This window comes from Roseofilum sp. KMC-1 (genome assembly GCF_057802075.1).
Map to the genome: position 1 here is coordinate 915,797 of NZ_CM173605.1, position 23,598 is coordinate 939,394.

The 23,598-nt window shown below is 47.0% G+C and carries 20 protein-coding genes; 10 read left to right on the forward strand and 10 right to left on the reverse strand.

The annotated features are described in order from the left end of the window. Positions 1-347 precede the first annotated feature (347 nt). The gene (locus AC3FZD_RS04425) at positions 348-2,168 is read right to left on the reverse strand and encodes an aspartate kinase (protein ID WP_488738969.1); all 1,821 of its coding nucleotides are present in this window, start codon (positions 2,166-2,168) and stop codon (positions 348-350) included. A gap of 249 nt (positions 2,169-2,417) precedes the next feature. Between AC3FZD_RS04425 and sat the strand changes: the two genes are divergently transcribed. From sat to AC3FZD_RS04440, 3 genes are all read left to right on the forward strand, one after another. Continuing rightward, positions 2,418-3,590, forward strand: a complete 1,173-nt coding sequence (gene sat / locus AC3FZD_RS04430; protein WP_488738970.1) for a sulfate adenylyltransferase — start codon at positions 2,418-2,420, stop codon at positions 3,588-3,590. Positions 3,591-3,780: 190 nt separating this feature from the next. Continuing rightward, positions 3,781-6,093 carry a caspase family protein gene (locus AC3FZD_RS04435; RefSeq protein ID WP_488738971.1) on the forward strand — a complete coding sequence of 771 codons (2,313 nt, stop codon included), beginning with the start codon at positions 3,781-3,783 and terminating at the stop codon, positions 6,091-6,093. An 86-nt stretch (positions 6,094-6,179) separates the two neighbouring features. Beyond that, complete coding sequence (locus AC3FZD_RS04440) at positions 6,180-7,886, forward strand: tetratricopeptide repeat protein (protein ID WP_488738972.1); 1,707 nt, start codon at positions 6,180-6,182, stop codon at positions 7,884-7,886. Between the two features lie 41 nt (positions 7,887-7,927). Here the strand turns inward: AC3FZD_RS04440 and AC3FZD_RS04445 are convergent, their stop codons facing one another. After that, positions 7,928-9,439 (reverse strand): DUF3370 domain-containing protein, encoded by a 1,512-nt coding sequence (locus AC3FZD_RS04445; RefSeq protein ID WP_488738973.1) that lies wholly within the window; start codon positions 9,437-9,439, stop codon positions 7,928-7,930. Between the two features lie 285 nt (positions 9,440-9,724). Between AC3FZD_RS04445 and AC3FZD_RS04450 the strand changes: the two genes are divergently transcribed. Then, complete coding sequence (locus tag AC3FZD_RS04450) at positions 9,725-10,441, forward strand: MORN repeat-containing protein (protein ID WP_488738974.1); 717 nt, start codon at positions 9,725-9,727, stop codon at positions 10,439-10,441. 55 nt (positions 10,442-10,496) lie between these two features. Here AC3FZD_RS04450 and AC3FZD_RS04455 read toward each other — a convergent pair whose 3' ends face one another. Beyond that, a complete protein-coding gene (locus AC3FZD_RS04455; RefSeq protein WP_488738975.1) occupies positions 10,497-11,324 on the reverse strand; it encodes a SirB1 family protein in 828 nt (275 codons plus the stop codon). Positions 11,325-11,520: 196 nt separating this feature from the next. On the opposite strand from AC3FZD_RS04455, the gene thrC reads away from it, so the two are divergent. The 3 genes from thrC to AC3FZD_RS04470 all read left to right on the forward strand — a co-directional run bounded on the left by thrC (position 11,521) and on the right by AC3FZD_RS04470 (position 14,175). Then, complete coding sequence (thrC, locus tag AC3FZD_RS04460) at positions 11,521-12,825, forward strand: threonine synthase (protein WP_488738976.1); 1,305 nt, start codon at positions 11,521-11,523, stop codon at positions 12,823-12,825. Between the two features lie 78 nt (positions 12,826-12,903). Next, the gene (locus AC3FZD_RS04465) at positions 12,904-13,179 is read left to right on the forward strand and encodes a MoaD/ThiS family protein (protein WP_488740263.1); all 276 of its coding nucleotides are present in this window, start codon (positions 12,904-12,906) and stop codon (positions 13,177-13,179) included. 15 nt (positions 13,180-13,194) lie between these two features. Beyond that, on the forward strand, positions 13,195-14,175 hold the full coding sequence (locus AC3FZD_RS04470; RefSeq protein ID WP_488738977.1) for a phosphodiester glycosidase family protein: 981 nt from the start codon (positions 13,195-13,197) through the stop codon (positions 14,173-14,175). On the opposite strand, the gene ureG is transcribed toward AC3FZD_RS04470, so the two are convergent. The 3 genes from ureG to AC3FZD_RS04485 are packed head-to-tail and all read right to left on the reverse strand — an operon-like array spanning position 14,156 to position 16,803. Continuing rightward, the gene (ureG, locus tag AC3FZD_RS04475; RefSeq protein WP_488738978.1) at positions 14,156-14,749 is read right to left on the reverse strand and encodes an urease accessory protein UreG; all 594 of its coding nucleotides are present in this window, start codon (positions 14,747-14,749) and stop codon (positions 14,156-14,158) included. The two genes, AC3FZD_RS04470 and ureG, sit on opposite strands and share 20 nt — an antisense overlap. Positions 14,750-14,770: 21 nt before the next feature. Next, positions 14,771-15,448: an urease accessory protein UreF gene (locus AC3FZD_RS04480; protein WP_488738979.1), complete on the reverse strand. Its 678-nt coding sequence runs from the start codon at positions 15,446-15,448 to the stop codon at positions 14,771-14,773. Continuing rightward, positions 15,448-16,803, reverse strand: coding sequence for a hybrid sensor histidine kinase/response regulator (locus AC3FZD_RS04485; RefSeq protein ID WP_488738980.1), 1,356 nt, complete (start codon positions 16,801-16,803; stop codon positions 15,448-15,450). The genes AC3FZD_RS04480 and AC3FZD_RS04485 overlap by 1 nt, the downstream gene beginning before the upstream one ends. 204 nt (positions 16,804-17,007) lie before the next feature. Between AC3FZD_RS04485 and AC3FZD_RS04490 the strand changes: the two genes are divergently transcribed. After that, entirely contained in the window at positions 17,008-17,610 is a 603-nt protein-coding gene (locus AC3FZD_RS04490) for a DUF4126 domain-containing protein (RefSeq protein ID WP_488738981.1), read from the forward strand. A 346-nt stretch (positions 17,611-17,956) separates the two neighbouring features. Then, positions 17,957-18,676 carry an LEVG family PEP-CTERM protein gene (locus tag AC3FZD_RS04495; protein WP_488738982.1) on the forward strand — a complete coding sequence of 240 codons (720 nt, stop codon included), beginning with the start codon at positions 17,957-17,959 and terminating at the stop codon, positions 18,674-18,676. A gap of 116 nt (positions 18,677-18,792) precedes the next feature. Here AC3FZD_RS04495 and rsmI read toward each other — a convergent pair whose 3' ends face one another. The 3 genes from rsmI to AC3FZD_RS04510 all read right to left on the reverse strand — a co-directional run bounded on the left by rsmI (position 18,793) and on the right by AC3FZD_RS04510 (position 21,091). Next, complete coding sequence (gene rsmI / locus AC3FZD_RS04500; protein ID WP_488738983.1) at positions 18,793-19,638, reverse strand: 16S rRNA (cytidine(1402)-2'-O)-methyltransferase; 846 nt, start codon at positions 19,636-19,638, stop codon at positions 18,793-18,795. A gap of 93 nt (positions 19,639-19,731) precedes the next feature. Continuing rightward, the gene (locus tag AC3FZD_RS04505; RefSeq protein WP_488738984.1) at positions 19,732-20,409 is read right to left on the reverse strand and encodes a response regulator; all 678 of its coding nucleotides are present in this window, start codon (positions 20,407-20,409) and stop codon (positions 19,732-19,734) included. A 154-nt stretch (positions 20,410-20,563) separates the two neighbouring features. After that, the gene (locus tag AC3FZD_RS04510; protein WP_488738985.1) at positions 20,564-21,091 is read right to left on the reverse strand and encodes a DUF1269 domain-containing protein; all 528 of its coding nucleotides are present in this window, start codon (positions 21,089-21,091) and stop codon (positions 20,564-20,566) included. 157 nt (positions 21,092-21,248) lie between these two features. On the opposite strand from AC3FZD_RS04510, the gene AC3FZD_RS04515 reads away from it, so the two are divergent. Then, entirely contained in the window at positions 21,249-21,671 is a 423-nt protein-coding gene (locus AC3FZD_RS04515; RefSeq protein ID WP_488738986.1) for a GPW/gp25 family protein, read from the forward strand. Positions 21,672-21,744: 73 nt separating this feature from the next. On the opposite strand, the gene hflX is transcribed toward AC3FZD_RS04515, so the two are convergent. Further along, a complete protein-coding gene (hflX, locus tag AC3FZD_RS04520; RefSeq protein WP_488740264.1) occupies positions 21,745-23,433 on the reverse strand; it encodes a GTPase HflX in 1,689 nt (562 codons plus the stop codon). Positions 23,434-23,598 lie beyond the last annotated feature (165 nt).

The following is a 23,598-nucleotide window of genomic DNA, read 5'->3' on the forward strand; positions in this document are numbered from 1 at the left end:
ATTCATTGGCTCGTCCGTTGCATCGATTAAAGTAGAAAAATTACGGAATTTTGGCACAAAAATGGGGCGTAAAAAACCCCATTTTTTTCATCAAAACATCACAAAAAGGGGTTACACCCCACACCCCTGTTATGTAATAATATGGTAAGTAGATGCACCCTGATGGTAGGGAGAGTCCTATGGCTCTCCTTATTTTTTTTGGCTATGGAGCAATAGAGCGATGTTCTTGCTCATTCCTCATCTCAAATCGGCTTAAATACCCTAATTAAAAATCCAGGGAGCAAGATGCTCCCCCATTCCCCCATTCCCCCATTCCCCCACCCAGAGGGCAAAGCGCTGCCGAGATCCTAGGCGGGAACCGTAATTTTCTGGCTACCAGCGAGACCAAAAGCAGCATGAATGGCTTGTAAGGCTTTTACGCCGGAATCTCGATCAACGACGCAACTGACTTTAATTTCTGAGGTAGCAATCATCTGAATATTGATCCCTTCTTTGGAGAGGGCGGCAAACATCATCGCCGCAACACCCGGATTATTAATCATTCCCGTACCAACAGCGCTAACTTTGGCGATCGCCTCATCGACGACGACTTCTGGCGATCCCCATTCTGATGCTAGTTTCTCTAACAGGCTGCGAGCAGCTTGGGCATCAGCTTGGGCGACAGTGAAGGCAATATCGCGGGTATAAATGCCATTAATCACCCGACAGCGTTGGGATTGGATAATCATATCAACGCTAATGTTATGTTCTGCTAACCGTTGGAATAACTGGGCGGCTGTCCCTGGGCGATCGGGGACATGGCGCAAGGCTAACCGAGCTTGTTTGAGGTCTAAGGCGACACCTCGGATGGGGGGTTGCTTGCTGGGGACGATCGCCTTGGCCGTCTGTACGGGTACGTCAAAGGTTTGACAGAGGATGGCGACGGCGCGATCGCAATCTGCGGCTTCTACCACACAACTGACCTTAACTTCAGAGGTTGAGATCATGAGAATATTCACCCCCCCTGTCGATAGGGCGGTAAACATTTGCGCTGCCACCCCCGGTCGGCCAATCATCCCCGCACCGGCGATACTAATTTTGGCGATATTATCTTCTACCATCACCTCGGCACTGTTGAGGCTCGACCCCTGGGAAAGAACCGGTAAAATGGCATTAGCAACGGCTTCCGCTCGTTTGAGGGAGTCAGTAGTGACGGTAAAGGCGATGTCATTGGTTTGCCCTTCATGAATAGATTGGATAATCAGATCCACGTCTAAATTCTGGTCGCCAATTTCGCTGAATAATTGGGCAGCTACCCCTGGGTGATCGGGAACGCGCAATAGAGATACTTTGGCTTGATCGGTGTCAAACTCTACCGCATCCACCGGGCGCACCAGCTCTAAGCCTTCTAAAGGGCGCGGGAAGGGTTTGGGAGAGGTAACTTTTGTTCCCGGATCTTCCGTCCAACTGGATTTAACGACTAAGGGAATGCCGTAGTTGCGGGCAATTTCCACTGCCCTCGGATGCAACACCTTCGCGCCCAAACTGGCTAATTCTAGCATTTCATCGCTGGTAATTTCGCTCATCAATTGGGCATCGGGAATCAGGCGGGGGTCAGCCGTTAAAATACCCGGAACATCAGTATAAATTTCACAAACATTCGCCTTCAGGGCGGCGGCTAAGGCTACGGCCGAGGTATCCGATCCACCCCTTCCTAAAGTGGTAATTTCTACATCTGGGATTTCACCCTCCGTATCTTCAGAAACGGCAATACCTTGAAAACCCGCCACAATCACGACTTGCCCTTCCCCCAGATGGCGCTCGATCCGTTGGGGATGAATGCGAAGAATACGGGCGCGGGTGTGCTGATTGCTTTCTGTGACGATCCCCACTTGAGCGCCAGTCAAGGAGATGGCCGGTTGTCCGATTTCTTTGAGGGCCATACTGAGGAGGGCGATCGATACCTGCTCGCCGGTTGAGAGTAACATATCCATTTCTCGGCGGCAGGGGTTCGCGGAAATTTCTGAGGCGAGTTTAACTAATCCATCCGTAGTTTTACCCATAGCCGAAACGACCACTACCACGGAATTACCGGCTTTTACCGTCCTATGTACTCGGTCTGCAACCGCTTGGATGCGATCGACTGTACCTACGGAAGTGCCACCATATTTTTGTACGATTAAGGCCATATGTTTTATTCCCCTGCCATGCTTACAAACCTGATTGCCATCAGACTAAGGGTGCATTTTACCCAATGATGAGCGGTTAGCTTACCTAATGTACCAGATCCCTCGGCGATCGCCCCCCCAACAACGTTTTAATTTTTAATTTTTAATTTTTAATTTTTAATTGAAATCGATTTCCCGATCGCGTCCCAAAACTTGGTACGATGAATGGGGCACAACATTATTGAATTTTCCAAGTTATCGCCTTATCTTATGACTATTCATCCTGACGGCATTCCTCCCCATGGCGGTCACCTCATCAACCGAGTGGTTACCCCAGAAGAAAAGCAAGAATATTTACAAAAAGCAGATACCCTTCCCAGGGTACAACTAGATGAAAGAGCCTTTTCAGACCTAGTATTAATCGCCATCGGTGGATTTAGTCCCCTAACCGGTTTCATGGAACAAAAAGACTATGAAATCGTAGTTACAGACATGCATCTGCAAAATGGACTGCCTTGGGCCATTCCCATCACTCTATCGGTAACTGAAGAGGTTGCCAACCCCTTAAAAGAAGGATCTTGGGTACGTTTAGATGACCCGGATGGCCGCTTTGTGGGGATTTTGGAATTAACCCAGAAATATCAATATAACAAAACCCATGAAGTCAAAAATGTTTATCGTACAGACGACGAAAAACATCCAGGGGTAAAAGTAGTTTATGAACAAGGAGAAGTGAATTTAGCTGGCCCCATTTGGCTGTTGCAACGAGACCCCCATCCCCTGTTCCCCAAATATCAAATTGACCCGGCTGACACCAGAGCCGCATTTAAGGAAAAAGGCTGGAAAACTATTGTCGGATTCCAAACCCGTAACCCCGTCCATCGGGCCCATGAATATATTCAAAAATGTGCCATGGAAACGGTTGATGGTCTATTGCTGCATCCCCTAGTAGGAGCAACCAAAAGTGATGATATTCCGGCAGATGTGAGGATGCGATGCTATGAAATTCTGCTGGAAAAATATTATCCCCAGGATCGGGTCATTTTAGCGATTAATCCTGCGGCTATGCGCTACGCTGGCCCTAGAGAAGCAATTTTTCATGCGATTTTGCGGAAAAATTATGGCTGTACTCACTTCATTGTGGGTCGCGATCATGCGGGAGTCGGAGACTATTATGGAACCTATGATGCCCAATATATTTTTGATGAGTTTGAACCGTCAGAATTGGGCATTGTGCCAATGAAATTTGAACATGCCTTTTATTGCAAGTTAACGGGAGGGATGGCGACGGCCAAAACCAGTCCCAGTAAGCCTGAAGACCGGATTCATTTATCGGGGACTAAAGTACGGGAAATGTTACGGTCTGGTCAACTTCCTCCGCCAGAATTTTCCCGCCCAGAAGTGGCAGCAGAGTTAGCTAAAGCGATGCAGATTCAGCACTAGAGAGGTTGTACAAGTCGGTATTGGTTAGGTGGGCAGTGCCCACCTGATGGGCTGGTGCTTTAGGAAAAAACAGTCTCCAAAACTACAGATTTAAAACGATTGCTGATTACTCATTACCGATCGCCGACAATCGACGAAAAGAGCTGAAAAGCTGATAGGCTAATAGCGGAGAGCAGAGAGCTGATGGCAGATGATGAAGCGGCGGGAATTTCTACAGCAGGCAGGGTTAGCCTTAGCCACATTAGGCATAAGTGAAGCCAGTTTATGGCAGTGGAGCGATCGCGCTCTAGCGGCGATCGCCAAACCCACCTCTCGCAAGTTAGCCCTGTTGGTGGGCATTAATCAATATCCTCTCTCAGAAAACCTCAAACTAAGAGGATGCTTAACCGATGTGGAACTACAACGGGAACTGTTAGTCCATCGCCTAGGATTTAGTCCCCGTGATGTCTTAACCCTCACCAATGAGCAAGCCACCCGTGAGAAAATTGAATCAGCCTTTATCGATCATCTAATTGGCCAAGCTCGTGCCGATGATTTAGTCGTCTTCCACTTTAGCGGCTATGGTCGCTATGTGCAGACCGGAGAAAATCCAGTGGAGTTGCAAAGTACCTTAGTTCCCATTGATGGCAATGCCTTACAAGCCTCTGGAAGACCCATTAACGATCTGCTAGAATCGACCCTACAACTGTTGCTCAAATCTCTGAAAACGACCCAAGTCGTGACGATTCTTGATACCAGTTATGCTCCCATGGAACAACAACAGTGGGCGACTTTACGGGGACGTTCCTATCCAAGTTTGCAAGAGAGCTGGCAAAGTAACACCATTGAACTAACCCCAGAAGTGCAAGCGCTGCAAGAACAACTGCGGGAGACTCTCAACGCCGATGCCGAACAACTCAGGGTACAACGTCGGTTCGGACAGTTACCCGGTGTAGTGATTTCTGCGGCTACCCCCATTCAGCGGCCCATAGAACCGGGGATACTGCCCACTGCGAGTGTGGTGCGTGGGGAACAGGCTTTTGAGAGTCAATGGAATGGGTTTAATGCGGGACTGTTAACCTATTGGCTGACTCAGCATCTGTGGTTAGCTACTGTGGGCACTCGTTTACCGGTGAGTTTAGCGACAATCTCGAATCAGGTGCAAAATCTGGCGGGCGATCGCGAACAACTCTATTTAAGCGGGGCCAAAAGCCAGGAAAACCCCCAAACAGTGATTCAGGAGCAACTGAGCGATCGGCAGGTGGCGGAAGGGGCGATCCAGGCGATCGCCGAAGAGGGCAAAACCTTAACCCTATGGCTCGGTGGACTGCCTCCAGAAGTCCTCAATGACTATCAGCCCCATTCCCTATTTACCCTCACTTCCCCATCCGCATCAACTCCCCTAATTGAACTGCGTTCCTTGGAAGGTTTAAAAGGAAAAGCGGCAGCTCTCCCTAGTAATAACCCTGACCTGCATCTCAAAGAAGGAGACCTGATTCAGGAATGGGTGCGCTGTCTCTCCCGTTCCCTAAACTTGGTGGTAGGCATTTGCCAAGATTTAGAACGCATCGAACGAGTCGATGCCACCAGTGCTTTTTCAGGGATTCCCAATATCTCTACCTTGGTCTTAGGAGAGTCAAGCCAAGGGGTGAATTGTGTGTTTAGTAAGGGAATTAATGCCCATATATCCCCAGCTGTTAATCTACACAATAGCTATGGCCTCTTTTCCCCTGGACTAGAGTTAATTCCCCATACCATGGGAGACACCGATGAAGCGGTGAAAACAGCCATTCGGCGGTTAACCCCCATCCTCGATAGTCTTTGGGCAATGAAACTCTTACAGTTAACCCTTAATGGCGGATCGTCCCATTTAGCAGTACGAGCCACTTTAGAGAAACTGCACCCCGAACAGCAAATTCTGGCTCGACAGGAACCGGGGCGATCGCCCCTTCCCCGAACTTCGACGGCTAAACTCCCCTCCTTGCTCAATCTAGAGATTGGCTCTCGCATCGGTTATCGTCTCCATAATCAGGAGGATCGCCCCTTATATGTGATGTTATTTGGCTTAGATCGCTCTGGAACCCTGAAGGTCTTTCACCCCTCTAAAGTCTCCTTATCTCCTAAAACGGCCAGCCCCAGTTCTGGAGAGCAGACGGAGCCAAAAGTTGCCATAGAAAATCAGCAGTTAGTGATTCCCCCCGGAACCAGTATTTTTCTACCAGAGGCGATCGCCCCCGTAGAATGGACTGTCTGTTGTGGAGAAGGATTAGCCCAAACCCAAATTATCTTTAGTGTGGCTCCCTTTACACAAACCGCTAAGACCTTAAAGTTAGACGAATCTTCTGGGGGATCGAAGGGCTTATCCGGCACAGTAAAAAATCCGGGAGCCACAGCCAAAGCGGTTTTAGAAGACCTACACCAGGCCAGTAGTGCCGATATTGCCCCAGAATGGATTAAACCCGATAGTTATGCGTTTTCGGTTAAAGCTTGGTGTTCTTTAAGCTTTATTTACCGGGTAATCTAGGAGTGTATTCAAATGAACTCGCCAATTGAACTGAAAATGGGATAATTTGGAGAAATCTTGCAGGTTTTGCACGGGCACTCAATCGTATGATCAACAATCAGATGGCATTAATCCTCTCTACCCTCCTGTGGTCTACGGGAGGAGTAGCCAATTTAGCGGGGGTTGAACCTTCAGCCGCTCAAGAGGTGGAACCCTTACAGGAAGAACAGCTTATCGCACAAGGAGGAAGGCTAGATCCAGAGGTGCGGGAGGCGATCTCGGATGAAGTGGAGGCGACCCTATTTAGCACCATGATCTCCATGAATGCCTTGTTTGTGGCTTTTTTGGCGTTGTTTTTTGCCCTGGTAACTATTGGATTTTGGCTACAACTGCAACGGTTAAAGCAACAAACAGAACTGCATAAACAAGAGTTGGCCAGCTTTCAACAGGATGCGGTATCTTCATTGAAGCAGACGATTGGATCGGCTGAAACGGTGTTAGAGGCGATCGAGGAAAAGGAATTATTAGCAGAACAACAAATTAATCAAGCCAAGTCAGAAGCCGTTTCTCAGTTAAAGGGTATTGCGGCTGAGACGGAAAAAGCTAAAGATGAAGTCTATCAGAAGTTGGCAGAAGTTTTGCCTCGGTTAACGGAAGCAGCCAATGCAGTGCAAAATAGCAATGGTGCAAATGATGCAAATGGTACGAATGCTACAAATGCTACGAATGGTACGAATGGCACAAATGGGGTCGGAATCCAACCCCCACCCCCTCCATCCTATTCTAAGGCGGCCAATGAGTATCTTAGGCAAGGGGATACTCAGTTTTTGCAAGGTCGTTATCATGAAGCTATTACCTTGTACGATCAGGCGATCGCCCATCAAACCAATTTTCCCGAAGCCTGGAATAATCGCGGCGGTGCATTAGCCAAACTCAATCGCCATCAAGAGGCGATCGCATCCTACGATCGGGCCTTAAAATTACGGGAGAATTTCCCAGAAGCCTGGAATAATCGCGGCGGAACTCTGGCCAAATTACAACAATACGAGCAATCTCTAGAATCCTATCAAAAAGCGGTTGCTTATAAACAATCTGACCCCCTGATCTGGATGAATTTAGCCAATGTCTTGGTGAAACTTCAGCGCTATGAAGAAGCGGTTTCTGCCTATGATAAGGCGATTCAATATCGAGCCGACGATCCCTTACTTTGGCAACAGCGCGGGAATTCTTTAGCCCAACTGCGGCGCTATGAACCGGCTTTAGATTCCTATAATCAGGTGCTGAGTTTGCAAGGGAATAATCCGGAAGTTTGGTATGCCAAAGGCTATGTGCTTTACGAGTTAAAACGGTATGAAGAAGCCCTACAAGCCTACGATCGAGCGATCGAATTAGAAGGAAATAAAGCCGATTATTGGAATAACCGGGGTAATGCCTTAGAAAAATTAGACCGTTTTGATGAGGCGATTTCCTCCTACGAACAAGCCCTACGCTTACAACCAGATAAATATGAGGCTTGGGATAACCGAGGCTATACCCTCGGTAAACTCAAACGCTATAAAGAAGCCTTATCGAGTCTGGATGAAGCCTTAAAGTGTAAGCCCGATCATGCCAATGCCCATTACAATAAAGCCTATTGTTATGCTTTGATGGGCGATCAAAAATCCTCCCTGATTAGTTTGCATCGAGCCATTAAAATTAATCCCGTATATCGAGAATTGGCTCAAAATGATGCGGACTTAGAATCGGTTCGCAATCATCAAGTGTTTAAACGGATCATGGCAGGAGAATTAAAAGTTGCTGGTTCTGCTTCTTAAGCGGATTGGCTTAAAAAGCAGAATATGTTTGCACAATTCGATCAATTTTCCGTTTTGATGGTTAACACTTGGGGAGGGGTAGCATCGGGGGGATAAATGAGATCGACCTGCACCTGTTGGCGATCGCCCGGAGCTAGGGTTAACTCTAATAAGGCTTCTCCCCGTTGTCCTCGCTGTTGGACGAGATGCACATAGCGTTCTGTCTCTTGTCCCTGGGAATTCCGATGTACAATTCGCACGGTTCCCCGGAAAAAGATCCGCTCTTCTGGAGGCTCTAAAAACATTAACAACCCTTGCGTACCATCATCTTTTAAGGGGGTTTGCAAAGAAATTGTAACCCTTTGGGATTTCTGCGTATTGTTATACAAAGGCAAAGTTAAATTATATTCAACTCCATAGTTGCCATGACCAAAATAGGCCGTATCCGGATAGCGGGCTAACATGGGAGCGCTTTGAATTTGCCCTGTACCCAAGCGACCGCGATGGAGTAAACTCAATCCATAGGCGATCGCCCGTCCCGCTTTAGGAATGGTTAAATCTGGGGACTGGGGATTATCCGTTAACGTAGTTGTCCATTGTGAACCCTGGGAAATACCAGCTACACGACCATAAATAAACTGAGCGGGAAAACCCGTTGTTTTATTGTCAATGGGTGTCGGTCGTAAATCCCTCGGCCCTGATAGAGTCCCATTCACCAATAAATTCTGCCATTCCTGCAATGTGGGGACTCGCTCCGTACCATCCGGGTTTTTCGGGGACAGTATGGCTAAATTAGCCACATAAACCGGGCCATCTGTCTGTACCCGCAATAAAGTAGAGCGACCATTGGAAGTGGGAAGCACCGTTCCTGCTGGAATAGGGAGATTCATCAGTTGCTGCACTTCTCCCGGCTGAATCACCATCACATCGGGCCAAGTCCCTTGTTTGCGACCCCGCAAAACATCCCCTACAGCCCGACTTCCAGGGCCAGAAAAGATGGTTCCTAAGCGATTATCAAGAATTTCTGGTAAATCGATAAAAATGGCATCCGGGCGAGTTAAATAACTCGCCCCTTGCAATACTCTTAGGGTAACCGGTTTATTGCTGGGGTTATAGACTAAAATTCCTTGAAAAAATGAGCGAAGTTCCTCTTCAGTGCGGGCGCGGGAAATATGATGGGCAAAAATATCAAATCTGCCCTCTAAGGGATAATCCAGATGAGCTTGAGGGTAGCGCATTCCCTGTTTCGGAAAAGTGGATAAGAGAATTCCCTCAGTTTTCACCAGTTCGGGACTATTGCTGTTAAAGACCGGAATTTGATCCAGTTGCCCCGATAGGGGACGGATTTCTGTCGGTTGTAAAAATTCAAATTGTGGCAAGAGATCGAGTTGGGGAATTTGTTCAAGAGGACTTAGGCGCTCTGGAGGGGGGAGGGGAGGTGGAGTCGGTTTCGGGCTGGGTTGAGGGGTGGGCCGAGGAGTGGCTTGAGGGGCAGGATTGATCGGTATGGGAGTGGGTTGAGCAGGGGGAATGGGAATTTGGGAGAAAATCAAAACAGAAACTAATGGCAGCATGGGGTTGCGGTAGAATGAATTAACGATAACTCCAGCAGAAGGGTTGATGGTCTAAGGTTTACAAGGGTTGACTCGATTGGCTGACGATCGCCCTAATGGGGGATCAGACTATCGAGTACCGATTACCAGCGCCAAGCGCTCTACATTACTCCCTAGGATCTGGATTGGGATCGGGGAAGTTTAGAACGACCATTAATGGAATTTTTTCCCATTAAACCGGATCAACTTCAACCCTATATGATAGAGAAGTTTGAACATTAAGACCAGATCGTGGGATAAAGGGCAATGAAACGGATGCGAGAACAACCCAAACTAGAGGTTCCTCACGGATGGGCGATCGCCTTGATTGCAGCAACGGTGACCGCTATCGGTGGGTTTAGCCTCCCTGCACAAGCTAACCCCAATTCTCTCTGTCGAGGGAATTTTAGTGATGAATCTTTAACGGGGGAAGGGATTTGTACCCTTCCCAGTGGCACTCGCTATCAAGGACAATTGGTGGAGGGTGTCTTTCAGGGTCAAGGAACCCTGAGTTTTCGCAATGGGGTTCAATGTCAAGGGACATTCCGTAATGGTCTTTTGCAGGGGAATGGGGTTTGCTCGTTTCCCGGAGGATATCGCTATGAAGGACAGTTTCAGAATGGCCAGCGTCAGGGCCAAGGGGCGATTGTTTTGAATACCCGAACGCGCTGTCAAGGAACCATTCAGGATCAACAGTTGAATGGCACAGGGGTTTGTGTCTATGGAAATGGCGATCGCTATCAAGGAGCCTTTCGTAATGGTCGCCCGGATGGTCGCGGGGCCCTCAATTTTGCCAATGGCACTCAGTGTAGTGGCGCGTTTCAAGATGGGCAATTGAATGGCTTTGGCACTTGTATTTTTCCCAGTGGAAATCGTTATGAGGGCAATTTTCGCAACGGCATGAAACAGGGACAGGGCGTATTTACTTATACTAATGGCACGAGGTTAGAGGGCAATTGGGAAGCGGGAGTCTTGAAAAAGTAGGATTTCTAGATCGGTAGTTTGGGATGTTTTTTGAGTTGGGATGAATGGGACTCAATTATCCCTGACCGGCTTCCATTTTGGCTAAAATTTGCCGAATCATCAATCCATCTTGGGCTTGGGGGAGATAGCGCAAATAGTCTTCTAAGTCTTGGGTGGCTAAACTCCAGTTTCCTAATTCATAGGAGATTAAACCGCGATCTCGCAATTCCATGGGAGCTTGGGGAAATAACAATAAAATGCGTTCAATGGCAGCTAAGGCTCGATCGATTTGATGATTTTGCAGATAAATTACTTTCAAGTTCGTCAGCATTCGGGCTAAAAATTGGCGTGGACTGACAGGGGCTAGAAATTCTGGTCGCCAATCAATGGGTTGTCCATAAATCTGGGATAACCGTTTAGCACAGTCTTCCGGAAATAGGATGTCTCCTTGATGAAAGGCATCAACAAAAATCCCCGCATCTTCAAAATCAGGACGAATCAAAAAATGACCGGGCATTCCGACTCCCACCATGGGAAATTCTAACCGTTGGGCAAGCTCTAAATAGACTAAAGCCAGGGTGATGGGGATACCGGTGCGTCGGTTGAGGACTTCATTTAAGAAGCTATTGCGCGGATCGTAATAGTCTTCTGTATTGCCCCGAAAGCCTAGCTGCTCATAGAGATAGCCATTGATGGTTTGGATGATCCGTAGGGGATAACGCCCCTTCGGTAGCTCGGCTTGGATCTCCTTTGCCATGCGATCGAGTTGTTGCAGGTATTCAGCCGGATCGAGTTCAGGATAGTCTTCAGCCGCAATGTAAAGCGCTGCCTTGGCTAGGGAGATAGAGGCTTTTGGCTGCTGTATTTCTTGATAAAACTGTTGTCTGGCTCTGGGAAAATCCATAATCTAAAATTTATTTTTTCCATTTTCCTCTAGTTTGGCATACTTGCGTCAGTCGATTGGCTGAAAAGCTTGATAATTGAGGATTTTATCAATCCCGACTAAAAAAGTCGGGATTGTTTGACGAGCCTTGACCCCCATGATAGGATGCAAATCGAGGATCAGAAATCCCACGTTAAACAGAGAGGAAGACGAAGTTATGACCCTTACCACCGAAACCCTAAACCGGAGTTCCCAGGCTGCCTGCGAAAAGCTAGTCTGTAAAGAGTGCGGCGCAACTTATGAACTCGAAGCCAAGCATGTGTGTGAAGAGTGCTTTGGCCCCTTAGAGGTCAGTTATAACTACGACCGTTTGCGCCAGCAAGTGACCCGTAAAACCATTGAAGCGGGCCCTAACTCCATTTGGCGTTATCGTCAGTTCCTTCCTCTGCTGAGTGATAACGTGATTGATGTGGGTACGGGTATGACTCCTCTTCTGAAGGCGAACCGGTTGGCGCGGCAGTTGGGTCTAAAGAATCTTTATATTAAAAATGATGCGGTGAATATGCCCACCCTGAGCTTTAAAGACCGGGTGGTATCGGTTGCCCTGTCGAGAGCAAGGGAATTAGGGTTTTCTACGGTGTCTTGTGCGAGTACGGGTAACTTAGCTAATTCTACTGCGGCGATCGCCGCCCATGCTGGCTTAGACTGTTGCGTATTCATCCCCGCCGACCTCGAAGCCGGTAAAGTATTGGGAACCCTTATCTACAATCCCACCCTCATGGCCGTCAAAGGCAACTACGATCAAGTCAATCGCCTCTGTAGCGAAGTTGCCAACACTTACGGCTGGGGATTCGTCAACATTAACCTGCGTCCCTACTACTCCGAAGGCTCCAAAACCCTAGGTTATGAAGTCGCTGAACAACTCGGTTGGCAACTCCCCGATCATGTGGTTGCCCCTCTAGCTTCCGGCTCCCTATACACTAAAATTTACAAAGGCTTCCAAGAATTCATCAAGGTCGGCTTAGTCGAAGATAAAGCCGTGCGCTTCAGTGGCGCTCAAGCGGAAGGTTGCTCTCCCATCGCCTCCGCATTCCGGGAAGGACGGGACTTTATCGCCCCCGTCAAACCCAACACCATCGCCAAATCCATCGCCATTGGTAACCCTGCTGATGGAGTTTATGCCCTCGATTTAGCCCGCAAAACCAACGGTAACATTGAATCCGTTAATGATGCGGAAGTGATTCAAGGGATTAAACTCCTGGCAGAAACTGAAGGGATCTTCACCGAAACCGCAGGCGGAACCACAATCGCCGTTCTCAAAAAATTGGTCGAAGCGGGTAAAATTGATCCCGATGAAACCACCGTCGCCTACATTACCGGCAACGGCTTGAAAACTCAAGAAGCGGTTCAAGGGTATGTGGGTGAACCCCTCACCATTGAGGCAAACCTGGATAGCTTTGAGAGAGCCATGGAGCGGGCGCGCACCCTCGATCGCCTAGAATGGCAACAAGTTTTGGTCTAAAAGTTTAGTCCAACTATAATCCGGAACGGGGGAACCTTTTCCCCTATCTTCCCCAGTCTAAAAGAGAGAAATACTGCAATCATGATTAAAGTTTTAATTCCTACTCCCCTACAAAAATACACCAATAATGAGGCAACGGTAGAAGTAGAAGCCGTCACAGTTGCTGAACTCATCGATGCTTTGGAAACAAAGTACCCAGGGATTAAAAACCGAATCTGCGATGAGTCGGGAAAAGTTCGCCGCTTCCTGAATATTTATGTGAAAGAAGAAGATATTCGCTTCTTAGATAATACAAAAACTACCCTGAGCGATGGGGATGAAGTGAGTATTGTCCCCGCAGTAGCTGGCGGTTAGGTTGTCTTCTTTCTGATGACAGATTTGCATGAACTCAACTCCATTGGGCCGCAGCTTTTGAAGCTGTGGTTTTTTATAGTCATGGGTAAACGGTTTTATAAAAGGCTGGGGAAAATTGGGTTAATTGCCGTTGGATTGCTCCTGGGAATTCCTGGGGGAATTTATGGGATTTTATTACTCTCACGTCCGGCTCGCACGCCCCAATTTCAGGAACTGTTTCCGGGGGTGACCTATAGCCGTTTGATTCGCTCAAACCCTCGTCCTTTGGTGATTCATCAGGTCAAAATTGACTTCAATATTGCCCAGATGCCACCCTTGGTAACTCCGGGCGATCCACAGGCTGATGGTATGGAAATTAGCGCTCGCACGACTTCGGAGTTTGTGCGAGAATTTGGGGTACAGTTGGCGATCAATGGCAGCTTTTTCTATCCGTTTGAGGTGAAGTCCCCTTGGCAAGTTTACCCCGAATCGGGCGATCGCGTGGCAATTTCGGGCCAGGCGATCGCCAATGAGATCGAATATTCCCCAGTCAATGGAGGTTGGCCGGTTCTCTGTTTCCTCTCTTCAGGTCGCGCAGTGATTTCCGGTAGCTATGCTTGTCCTCCAGAAACCGAAGAGGGTATTTCTGGAGGCACTATTTTAATTTGGGAGGGGAAAGCAGTTCCCTTAAGTTCAGGAACATTTTATGATGATCCCTATCCTCGGACGGCGATCGGGTTGGATGCATCGGGAATGCAAGTGTTTATTCTGGTCGTAGATGGCCGTCAACCCTTTTATAGTGAGGGAGTATCTTTACCTGAATTACAAGCGCTGTTTGTGGAATTGGGGGTAGATACGGCGTTAAATTTAGATGGCGGAGGATCGACCACTTTGGTGGTGGCCGATCCAGATCTTAGGGTTCTCAATGCACCCATTCATACCCGCATCCCCCTGCGTCAACGACCGGTGGGTAATCATTTGGGCTTTGGAATAGGGATTACAAATAGCGCTCAATAAACTGAATGACTTCTGCTAGTCCGGTATTATTTTTCAGATTGGTAAAGATAAAGGGTTGATCGCCGCGCATTTTTTTGGCATCCCGTTCCATGACCTGAAGATCTGCGCCGACTAAGGGCGCGAGGTCGATTTTGTTAATCACTAATAAATCGGATTTGGTAATTCCTGGGCCGCCTTTGCGGGGGATTTTATCTCCAGCAGCTACATCAATCACATAAAGGGTAATATCGACTAATTCGGGGCTAAAGGTAGCGGCTAAATTATCACCGCCACTTTCAACAAAGAGCAGATCTAAATAATTAAATTTTTGTTCTAGTTGCTCGATCGCCACTAAATTAATGGAAGCATCTTCTCTGATCGCCGTATGGGGACAGCCTCCCGTTTCTACACCAACGATGCGATCGCTAGATAAAGCACCTGATCGCACCAAAAACTGGGCATCTTCTTGGGTATAGATATCATTAGTTACTACAGCAATTTGATATTGGTCTCGTAGGGTTTGACACAGTAAATTAACTAAAGCCGTTTTTCCCGATCCAACCGGGCCAGCTACTCCCACACGCAATTGAGTCATAAGCAAACCAGAGCTATTCTTTTAGCTTCTAAAGAGTCGAGTATATTGGGTTTCATGGGCCATGCAGCAGAGGGCAAAGCCCCAGTTACAACTATAAAGGTTATCATCCTCTAGAGCTAGAATTTCAGGAACGATCGCCCTAATATGGGGATGAAGCCGAAACAGCAGTTTTTGGCCCGTAGTTTGACCCAGGGGAATCAGTTTTACTCCAGCCGTGATCAGGTTAGAAATCCAGCTTTGTAGATAGGCTAAGAGTGCATCTGGGGGAGAAATTTGCCAATGTTGGGCGGCGATCGCAAATACTAGGGGATAACTCCATTCTGGCCCCAATTCCTGTAGGATTGGCCCAAGATCCGGTTCCAAACTTTGCAGGAGTAGACCCAGAGATCGTCCCATTTGCACCGTTTGTTGCCGTAACTCTTCCGTTTCTCGCATCGCCAAAACCCAATGATTCCAATAGCATAGAGCTTGGCGATCGCCTTTTTCCATCGCCTCCCAACCCCGGATCAAAACCGCCCCTTCAATCCGAATAGAACCTAACCGTAAGCCATCCCTTAACCAACCCTCTAAAGACAATTCATCCCTAATTTTTCCCTCCTCTACTAAAGTTTCTAAGCCTTCCGAATAACTGTAAGCACCTACCGGTAAAGTAGGACTCGCCAGTTGTAGTAAGGATAGCAAAACACAATCATCCATCATTAATCAGCCTGTTTAACCGGCACTTGAATCACAAACTCCGTACCCTTCCCTAACTCCGAATTGCACCCTAGAAAACCCTGGTGTTTTTCCACCACAATAGAATGACTAATTGATAACCCTAAACCCGTCCCTTTTCCTACCGGTTTCGTCGTCACAAAGGGGCTGAAAATATCCTTAATTGTATCCTCCGGAATTCCCGGCCCATTATCGGCAATCTTAACTTCCACCTTCCCCCCACTGAGCGCCTTAGTTGTTAAGGTAATTTCATTGGGATGATCTCTCAAATAATCATAACTTTTATGTTCCTTCTCATTTTCCTCATCTAGGGCATCAATAGCATTCGCTAAAAGATTCATAAACACCTGATTTAAGGGGCCAGCATAGCAATTAACAATGGGCAAATCTCCATAATTTTTATTCACCTTAATTTCCGGTCGTTGATCGTTTGCCTTTAACCGATGCCTCAAAATCATTAATGTACTTTCCAATCCTTCATGGATATCCAAATCCGTACAAGTATTACTATCTGACCGAGAAAAATTTCGCAGGGATAAACTAATATTGCGAATTCGTTCAATCCCTGATTCCATAGAAGAGAGCATATTGGGCAAATCTTCCATCAAATAATCTAATTCAATATCTTCTGCATGTTCGGCAATTTCATCTCCCGGATCGGTAAACTGTTTTTGATATAACTTCAAATGATCGAAAATATCTTCAGTATATTCCATCGCCATACTAATATTTCCCGCAATAAATCCCACCGGATTATTGATTTCATGGGCAACCCCAGCCACCAACTCCCCTAAACTGGACATTTTTTCACTTTGAATCAGTTGAATTTGAGCTTGTTGAAGTTGCTGTAGAGATTCCGATAACTGAGCTGTGCGCTCTTCGACCCGTTGCTCTAATTGTTCTGTTAAGCTTTTCAACTGTTCATTTTGAATTTTAAATTTGCGGGTTAAGTTTTGTAACTGAAGATGAATATTCATCCGAGCTAACACTTCATCTTGTTGAAAGGGCTTAGTGATATAGTCTACCGCGCCAATCTTCAAACCTTTAACTTTATCAACCGTATCGGATAAGGCCGTCATAAAAATCACCGGAATCTCCTGGGTTTGGGGAGACTCTTTAATCCGACGACAGGTCTCAAATCCATCAATCCCTGGCATCATCACATCTAATAAGATCAAATCTGGGGTGATTTCCTTGAGCTTTTCTAAGGTACTTTCCCCATCCTTCGCCACCAAGACTTTAAACCCTGATTCTTTTAAAAAGCTAAAGAGGACTTTGATATTTGTCGGATTATCATCGACAATTAAGATTAAGTCTTGTTTCGCCGTCTCGATCTCCATAGGTTATTTCTCCAATCTCTTTTGTTAGACTAACTTTAGGAGTTCCCTATCGGCAAGCTTGAATATAGAGGGGGAGTGCTGGCTGATGAGGAGCATCTGAAGGGACTCCAGGTGCGATCTATATCACCATGTTGGTCTCTGTTCCGATCCAAATATGGGATGCCCCACCATTGATACTTCATCGATTGTACAAGTGGATAAATTATGGTTGAGCTTTTAGCAGCCCTCTCAGCTTCTGCATCGGCTGGACTCAGAATTGCGCTACCCCTGTTAGTGATTGGTCTATTACATGGCGACTCCCTATGGTCTCGCGTCCCTATTCTATCTTTAATTCCTCCCCAAGTTGTGTTGGCGGTCTTAGTCAGTTGGTCATTGTTTGAATTGGTTGCACCTAAGAAACTTTTGGGTCAACGAGTGCAGCAATTGCTTCAGGTGGCGTTTAGTCCTGTGGTAGGAACGATCATGGGAATGGCGATCGCCCAAACTGCCCTCGAACAACCCCCCTGGATGATTTGGATCGTTGGTGGAGTCGGCGGAATCTTAGCTCTCGTTCTACAACTGGTACAAGCGGGATGGTTCTATCGTCTTCGAGGACTTCCCCTATGGGCAATTTTCCTGCAAGATTTGCTCTGTGTATTTTTAGTCTTATTCGCCTTTGATGCTCCCCAACAAGGGGGACTGATCGCTTTGTTGTTATTATGGTTAGCCATTCGTAGCTCTAAGGAGTGGTATCGTTGGTATGTAGAACAGGCAAAACCCGGCGATCGTGCGACCCATCCCCGTCGCCATAAAAGTAACCCCGATTAATTAATCTAGCCTATTTTTTTTTAATTAGAGTAAAATCACTGTTAACAAATGTTCAAATCCTACAACCTTTACTCTGTAAAGGATAGAGACCTTCCGGCGATTAGGGTACACCGTAAAAGCACTGATAAGCTTTCCGTGTGTTCTAGAAAGTCACCCCTATTTTAGTGAAGAAAATTAAGGATTTTTACACAAGCTTTATCGGACAGCCGTTCCCCTTTTCATCAAATCTTTACATAGAAACTCGTAATCTTCTTACTTTCTTCACCTAATCTATAGCTCTCTTGGCCTAAGATAGGAGTAGATTCAATATCAAACCAGTCTTTGAACATTCTAGGAGATTACAGATATGGCTAACCACTTCAGTCAATTTACTATCAGTGCAACCACAGCTACTCTAGCCATTACCCTGCTTGGATCTTCGGCATTTGCGGGAACCCTGGTTCCTCAAGAAGAAGGCGAACTCGATGTGGGCTTGGGTTGCTTAGAAACTTGTATTTCTCTTCCTGACTTAATTTCCAGCATTGAAAGCCTAACAGACTCAACCACAGGAGCGAAGAGCCGTCTGTTCGTTGATGATGTCACAGGTGGGGCAAATACTTACACGGATGGAACCGATACCGTCAGCTTCGCATCAGTCGATGGGGGAACCAACTCCAGTGGTTTCTGGTATCGCCCAGTGGATACAGACGAAGAAAACGGACAACTAGAAGTCGGAACTTTTAAATTTACCTTCACTAAAACCTTGTCGGAATTGTTTGTTGATTTCTTTGATAGTGAGCGCAACAACGAAACAGGTATTCTGGCCATTAATGGTGTCGATTTAGCCAGTCCTGACTACATCACAAAAGGGCCCAATGGTAATATTCAGAGCAAAACTTTTTATGATGTCAGCTCGATTACTCTAAAGTTAGGCTATGACGATTGGACTATCTTCAATGGTAAGGAAAACACGGGTGATGGTGTTAACTTCCGTATGGCTACTTCCGTCCCTGAGCCAGCTAGTGTTTTGGGTTTAGGTGTGGTTGCTGCCTTAAGTGCTTTTGGCTTACGCAAACGCTCCGCTTAAAATTCAACGATCAAACAAGGAGTCTATTGTTGCCTGTCCACTTTTTACCTAGTTTTTTCTATCCCCTGAATCTTGATATGGATTTAGGGGATAGTATTTAATTAAAGATTTATTGATTATGGGGAAGAATCGATCGCATCGGGCAGTTCTAAGGCCATTTGGTACAATTGCCGTTTGGGAACATTGGAGAGTTGCGCTAAGTGGCGGCTGGCTTGCGATCGCGACCATCCTTGTTGTAATAAATCAGCTAACTCGGCTTTCAGTGCAGTGTCAGACAGCGCTACATGCTCAATATCTGCACCCGCTAAAACCAGAGTAAACTCTCCTTTGGGATGATGCTCTTGATAATAGTCTATCGCTTCCTTTAAACTTCCTCGCCAAAACTGTTCGTAGAGTTTAGTTAATTCGCGAGCAATAGTGATTTTCCGCTCTGCTCCACAGGTAGCGCTTAAATCTTGCAGGGTGGTTGACAACCGGTGGGGAGCTTCATAGAGAATTACAGTACGGGTTTCGGTTTTGAGCATCTCTAAACGCTGTTGACGGGTTTTCCCTTTGGGGGGTAAAAATCCCTCAAAACAGAAGCGATCGCTCCCCAAACCCGAAGCAGACAGAGCCGTTAACGCCGCATTTGCTCCAGGAATAGGAATCACATCGAGTCCTGCTTCTAATGTGGCTTGAATCAATTCATACCCTGGATCGGAAATACCGGGAATACCCGCATCACTGACTAAGGCGATCGCCTTTCCCTGTTGCATCAGCGCCAACAGTTCCGGAATACGCTGCTGTTGATTATGTTCATAGCAGCTCATTTGCCGCGTCTGAATTTGGAAATGTTGCAACAGCTTACCCGTATGACGAGTATCTTCAGCAGCGATCGCCTCTACAGACTGCAAAACTTTGACCGCCCGAAACGTCATATCCTCTAAATTGCCGATGGGTGTTGCTACTATATATAACGTCATTATCAATTAAAAATTAAAAATGCAAAATTAAAAATTAGAGCGCTAGGGGCTGGTAATGGGTCATTCCCCCATTTCTCCATTCCCCCATTCCCCTTAAGACTGATTTAATCCATGCTCGATCGCAAACCGGACTAACTCCGTGCGGCTATTCGTTCCCGTTTTTACAAACAACCGGCTCACATATTTTTCCACATTTCGTACACTCGTATCTAACCGGCGAGCAATTTCCTTATTCATCAAGCCTTCCGTGACTAAGTTCAAAACACTTTGCTCTCTAGGGGTAAAATCAATTTGAATCGGGCTGATTTGAGTCGATACCGTATGCCCTTGTTGCAGGATGCCCTGAATTTGATTCAATTGTTGCTTAATATCATCCAATTCCGTTGAATTACTCGCTGCTGCCCGCCGTTCGAGCAAATTTTTGACGATTACTTCTAATTCTTCGGGATCGAAGGGTTTTGGTAAATAGGCATCACATCCCGCTTGATAGCCTTGAATGCGATCGGAAGTCATGCCCTTAGCCGTTAAAAATACTACAGGTAAAGCCTTAAACCGGTCGTCTTCCCGCAACTGCTTCAAGAACTGATAACCATCCACTTGCGGCATCATAATATCAGAAATCACCAAATCCGGCACAATTTGTTGCGCTTTTTCCCAACCTTCAATAGCATTATTCGCTACTTCCACCGTAAACCCTGAATCTTCGAGATAAGCTTGCACCGCTTCCCGCAGTCCCGGCTCATCATCCACCAATAACAATTTTGCTGACATATAATTTTCATCCATAGGGTTAATTTTTCTATTGTAACCAATTTTGGCATCACCCTAGGAATTTAGGGAGATCGGGCCCTAACCCAACCCCCCCTATTCATCTTCAATTTATTCAGTATCAGTTAAGAATCAGCAAACCCTCCAATCCTTCAGATTACTCTTCTTTTTCTAAGGCACTGATCGCTTGTTCTTTTTGTTCTTTCGAGAATGCTTTAGCCAGTTTTTCTTCATCTTCTTTAGATAAAGAAGTCCGCAAAACTTTCGCATTAAATTGACTCAACTGCTCCATCACTTTATCTTCTGTCCATTTCTGAATCAGCAGAAATAGTGCCGCATGACCCGGTTCAATCGTTTGGCCCACTTCTTTAATAAAATTATCATCCACCCCATAATCCGTTGCTTTCCCACTCAAAGCACCCGTAATGGCTCCAACAGCCGCCCCAAACCAAGGGACAAAAAACAACAGTCCAATTAACATCCCCCAAAATGCGCCACCTAATGCACCAGCCGTCACCAAATCAACGGCTTGGTCAATTTTGACTTTACCCTTAGCATCGCGTTTAACAATAGCAGCATCTCCTAGCTCAATTAGATATTCCTTTTGTAATTGAGCCAGTTTATCTCGCATGGCATAAGCATCTGCTTCATTATCAAACGCTAAGACAACTAATTCACTACTCATAGAAAGCCCCTTGCTTAAGTTTCCACAATCCTTCAAAATTTAGGCTAATCGGTCTCACTTTTTCAGAGAGAACTTTGACCTATTGATTCTCTATTATAGAATATTAATGTCCCGATCGCCTTAGCATTACTCATTACCAGGAAAAAGCCTATAAATCATGGTCAATTCATCGCCCTTATCTAAACAGCGCCGTCCCTTTGTCGGTCAAGGGGTTTCCTTTCCCTTACAGATAACTCGCCAAGGCAGTTTAGCCCTGAGTGCCGAAGATCTCAATATTCGCGAGTCCATGGTCATTATTCTGATGACTGACCTAGGAGAGAGAGTCTATCGCCCTAACTTTGGCTGTCGCTTATCAGAATTAGCCTTTGCACCAATGAACCAAGAGACCTTAACTCTGATGCGAATTTGGGTGCAAGAAGCTCTAGAACAGTGGGAACCGCGAATTATTGTGCGGCAAGTTTTAACCCTTCCTCGTCAAGAAGAAGGGCGAGTGGATTTAATCATTCAATACGAAATTCGGGCCAGTCACGATCGCCGCAGTATGGTGTTCCCGTTTTATCTTAAGTCCCAAGAAGGCTGATTTTCAATTCATTTTCTCATATCAACAGTAGTGCATGACGTTGTTCGATCGCTCCCAGAACCTTGACCTCTACCTAGCTCTGATGGGCTGCATAATACACCAGTTGACCGAGCTTGTGGCGCAGGGTTTCCAGTCCGAAACGCTGGCTGGCTGAGATAAACAGGGCTTGGGGATAATCTTCTTGGGCTAGGGCTAGGGTATCGCCATCGACCCGATCGATTTTATTAAACACCATTAAATTGGGACAAGGCTCGATCGCCAGATCGGATAATAGAGAAGTCACTGACTCCACTTGTTGCTGCCAAGCAGGATGGGAGAGATCGACCAAATGTAACAGGGCATCAGCTTCGGTTACTTCCTCTAAAGTCGCCCGGAAGGCATCCACCAGGGGTGGGGGCAACTCATGGATAAATCCCACCGTATCTGTCACCAGAATCGTTTGGGGGTCTCCAGTCACCCCATGGGGAACGACTAAGCGACGGGTGGTGGCATCAAGGGTGGCGAACAATTGGTCAGCAGTATAAACTTCGGCATTGGTTAGGGTATTGAGCAAAGTAGATTTACCGGCATTCGTATAGCCGACAATGGCGATCGCCGGAATTTCCCGATGTTGCCGTTGATGACGCAACCGGCCTCGATGAGCTTGCAACTCATTCACCTCTCGCTGCAATCGAGACAAGCGCCGGGAAATCACCCGCCGCTCCGTTTCTAACTTCGTTTCCCCCGGCCCTCTCGTCCCAATACCTCCCCCCAACCGGGACATCATTTCACCGCGCCCGGTTAACCGAGGCAGCATATACTCCAGTTGGGCCAACTCTACCTGAAGCTTACCAGCGCGAGACTGGGCCCGTTGAGCAAAAATATCCAAAATGATCTCAGTGCGGTCTAAAACCCGAATGCCGATTTGGGTTTCCAAATTTCGCACCTGAGCCGGGGATAAATCCCGGTCAAACACCACCAAGTTTGCCCCCAGGGTTTGGGCAGTTAAGGCAATGTCCGAAACCTTACCCTTACCGACAACCGTTTGTGGATGGGGCTGCGATCGCTTCTGCTGCATAGTCTCCAAAACCATACCGCCAGCCGTTTCCACCAACCGCGCTAACTCTTGCAACCCTTCTAAAAAGCGGTCTGGAGTCACTCGATCCACTTGTAAACCCACCAATAACACCCGGTCTTGCTCCGAATCAACCGCTTGGGCAACCGCTTCTTTGCGAAATTCACTTTCTAGCCCTTCCACCAAGTCCAGAAAATCAGAATCGGTCAATTGCTCCAAACTCACGGGAGGAGAAAGAATCCAATTCATTTGGGGATCGGCAATTAAATGGGCGAGATAGGCTGATTTCACATATCCCGTCGCCCCTTTCCCACTGCGATAGGAACCCCCACCACTGAGGGTTAAGACGGCTAGGGCATCCAACCGTTGCAAAGCCATGGCTGTCAGGGATGATTTATTGGGCGGAGTTTGCTTGAGCTGGGTGGCAATACAGCGAATACCGCTCAGTCGCTCCATGCCATAGCGGGGGAGTTCTAGAGGGGGGATCTGGGTTTGGTGGGGACTCCCAACCCCCACGCGAATGACTTGGCCGCGACGGTTAATGTAGCTACAGACGGGTTGATTAATTTCAGAACTGATGGCAGCAACGCGCTGGGCAAATTCGGATGTAGTTAGGCGATCGCCCGGTAGTCGTTGATGATACAGCCGTTGCAGTTGTTTGAGTTGACTCGGCTTTAATCCTTGAATGTTGCCGTAGATGGTATCGATAGGCTGACCTCCCTAAGCTGTTGCACAAGATTATATAGATATTACCCCAAAAGGTATAGCACAATTGTAGTATGAAGTTGGCAGTTCATAGCCAGCAAGATGCTCGCACTCCCCATCTCCCCATCTCCCCATCCCCCCATCCCCCCATTCCCCCATCTCCCCATC

What these genes read in the sequence shown, in the direction of transcription:
- AC3FZD_RS04425 (WP_488738969.1), bottom strand. Translation starts at nt 2,168, where the DNA reads ATGGCCTTAATCGTACAAAAATATGGTGGCACTTCCGTAGGTACAGTC.
- sat (WP_488738970.1), top strand. Translation starts at nt 2,418, where the DNA reads ATGACTATTCATCCTGACGGCATTCCTCCCCATGGCGGTCACCTCATC.
- AC3FZD_RS04435 (WP_488738971.1), top strand. Translation starts at nt 3,781, where the DNA reads ATGATGAAGCGGCGGGAATTTCTACAGCAGGCAGGGTTAGCCTTAGCC.
- AC3FZD_RS04440 (WP_488738972.1), top strand. Translation starts at nt 6,180, where the DNA reads ATGATCAACAATCAGATGGCATTAATCCTCTCTACCCTCCTGTGGTCT.
- AC3FZD_RS04445 (WP_488738973.1), bottom strand. Translation starts at nt 9,439, where the DNA reads ATGCTGCCATTAGTTTCTGTTTTGATTTTCTCCCAAATTCCCATTCCC.
- AC3FZD_RS04450 (WP_488738974.1), top strand. Translation starts at nt 9,725, where the DNA reads ATGAAACGGATGCGAGAACAACCCAAACTAGAGGTTCCTCACGGATGG.
- AC3FZD_RS04455 (WP_488738975.1), bottom strand. Translation starts at nt 11,324, where the DNA reads ATGGATTTTCCCAGAGCCAGACAACAGTTTTATCAAGAAATACAGCAG.
- thrC (WP_488738976.1), top strand. Translation starts at nt 11,521, where the DNA reads ATGACCCTTACCACCGAAACCCTAAACCGGAGTTCCCAGGCTGCCTGC.
- AC3FZD_RS04470 (WP_488738977.1), top strand. Translation starts at nt 13,195, where the DNA reads ATGACAGATTTGCATGAACTCAACTCCATTGGGCCGCAGCTTTTGAAG.
- ureG (WP_488738978.1), bottom strand. Translation starts at nt 14,749, where the DNA reads ATGACTCAATTGCGTGTGGGAGTAGCTGGCCCGGTTGGATCGGGAAAA.
- AC3FZD_RS04480 (WP_488738979.1), bottom strand. Translation starts at nt 15,448, where the DNA reads ATGATGGATGATTGTGTTTTGCTATCCTTACTACAACTGGCGAGTCCT.
- AC3FZD_RS04485 (WP_488738980.1), bottom strand. Translation starts at nt 16,803, where the DNA reads ATGGAGATCGAGACGGCGAAACAAGACTTAATCTTAATTGTCGATGAT.
- AC3FZD_RS04490 (WP_488738981.1), top strand. Translation starts at nt 17,008, where the DNA reads ATGGTTGAGCTTTTAGCAGCCCTCTCAGCTTCTGCATCGGCTGGACTC.
- AC3FZD_RS04495 (WP_488738982.1), top strand. Translation starts at nt 17,957, where the DNA reads ATGGCTAACCACTTCAGTCAATTTACTATCAGTGCAACCACAGCTACT.
- rsmI (WP_488738983.1), bottom strand. Translation starts at nt 19,638, where the DNA reads ATGACGTTATATATAGTAGCAACACCCATCGGCAATTTAGAGGATATG.
- AC3FZD_RS04505 (WP_488738984.1), bottom strand. Translation starts at nt 20,409, where the DNA reads ATGTCAGCAAAATTGTTATTGGTGGATGATGAGCCGGGACTGCGGGAA.
- AC3FZD_RS04510 (WP_488738985.1), bottom strand. Translation starts at nt 21,091, where the DNA reads ATGAGTAGTGAATTAGTTGTCTTAGCGTTTGATAATGAAGCAGATGCT.
- AC3FZD_RS04515 (WP_488738986.1), top strand. Translation starts at nt 21,249, where the DNA reads ATGGTCAATTCATCGCCCTTATCTAAACAGCGCCGTCCCTTTGTCGGT.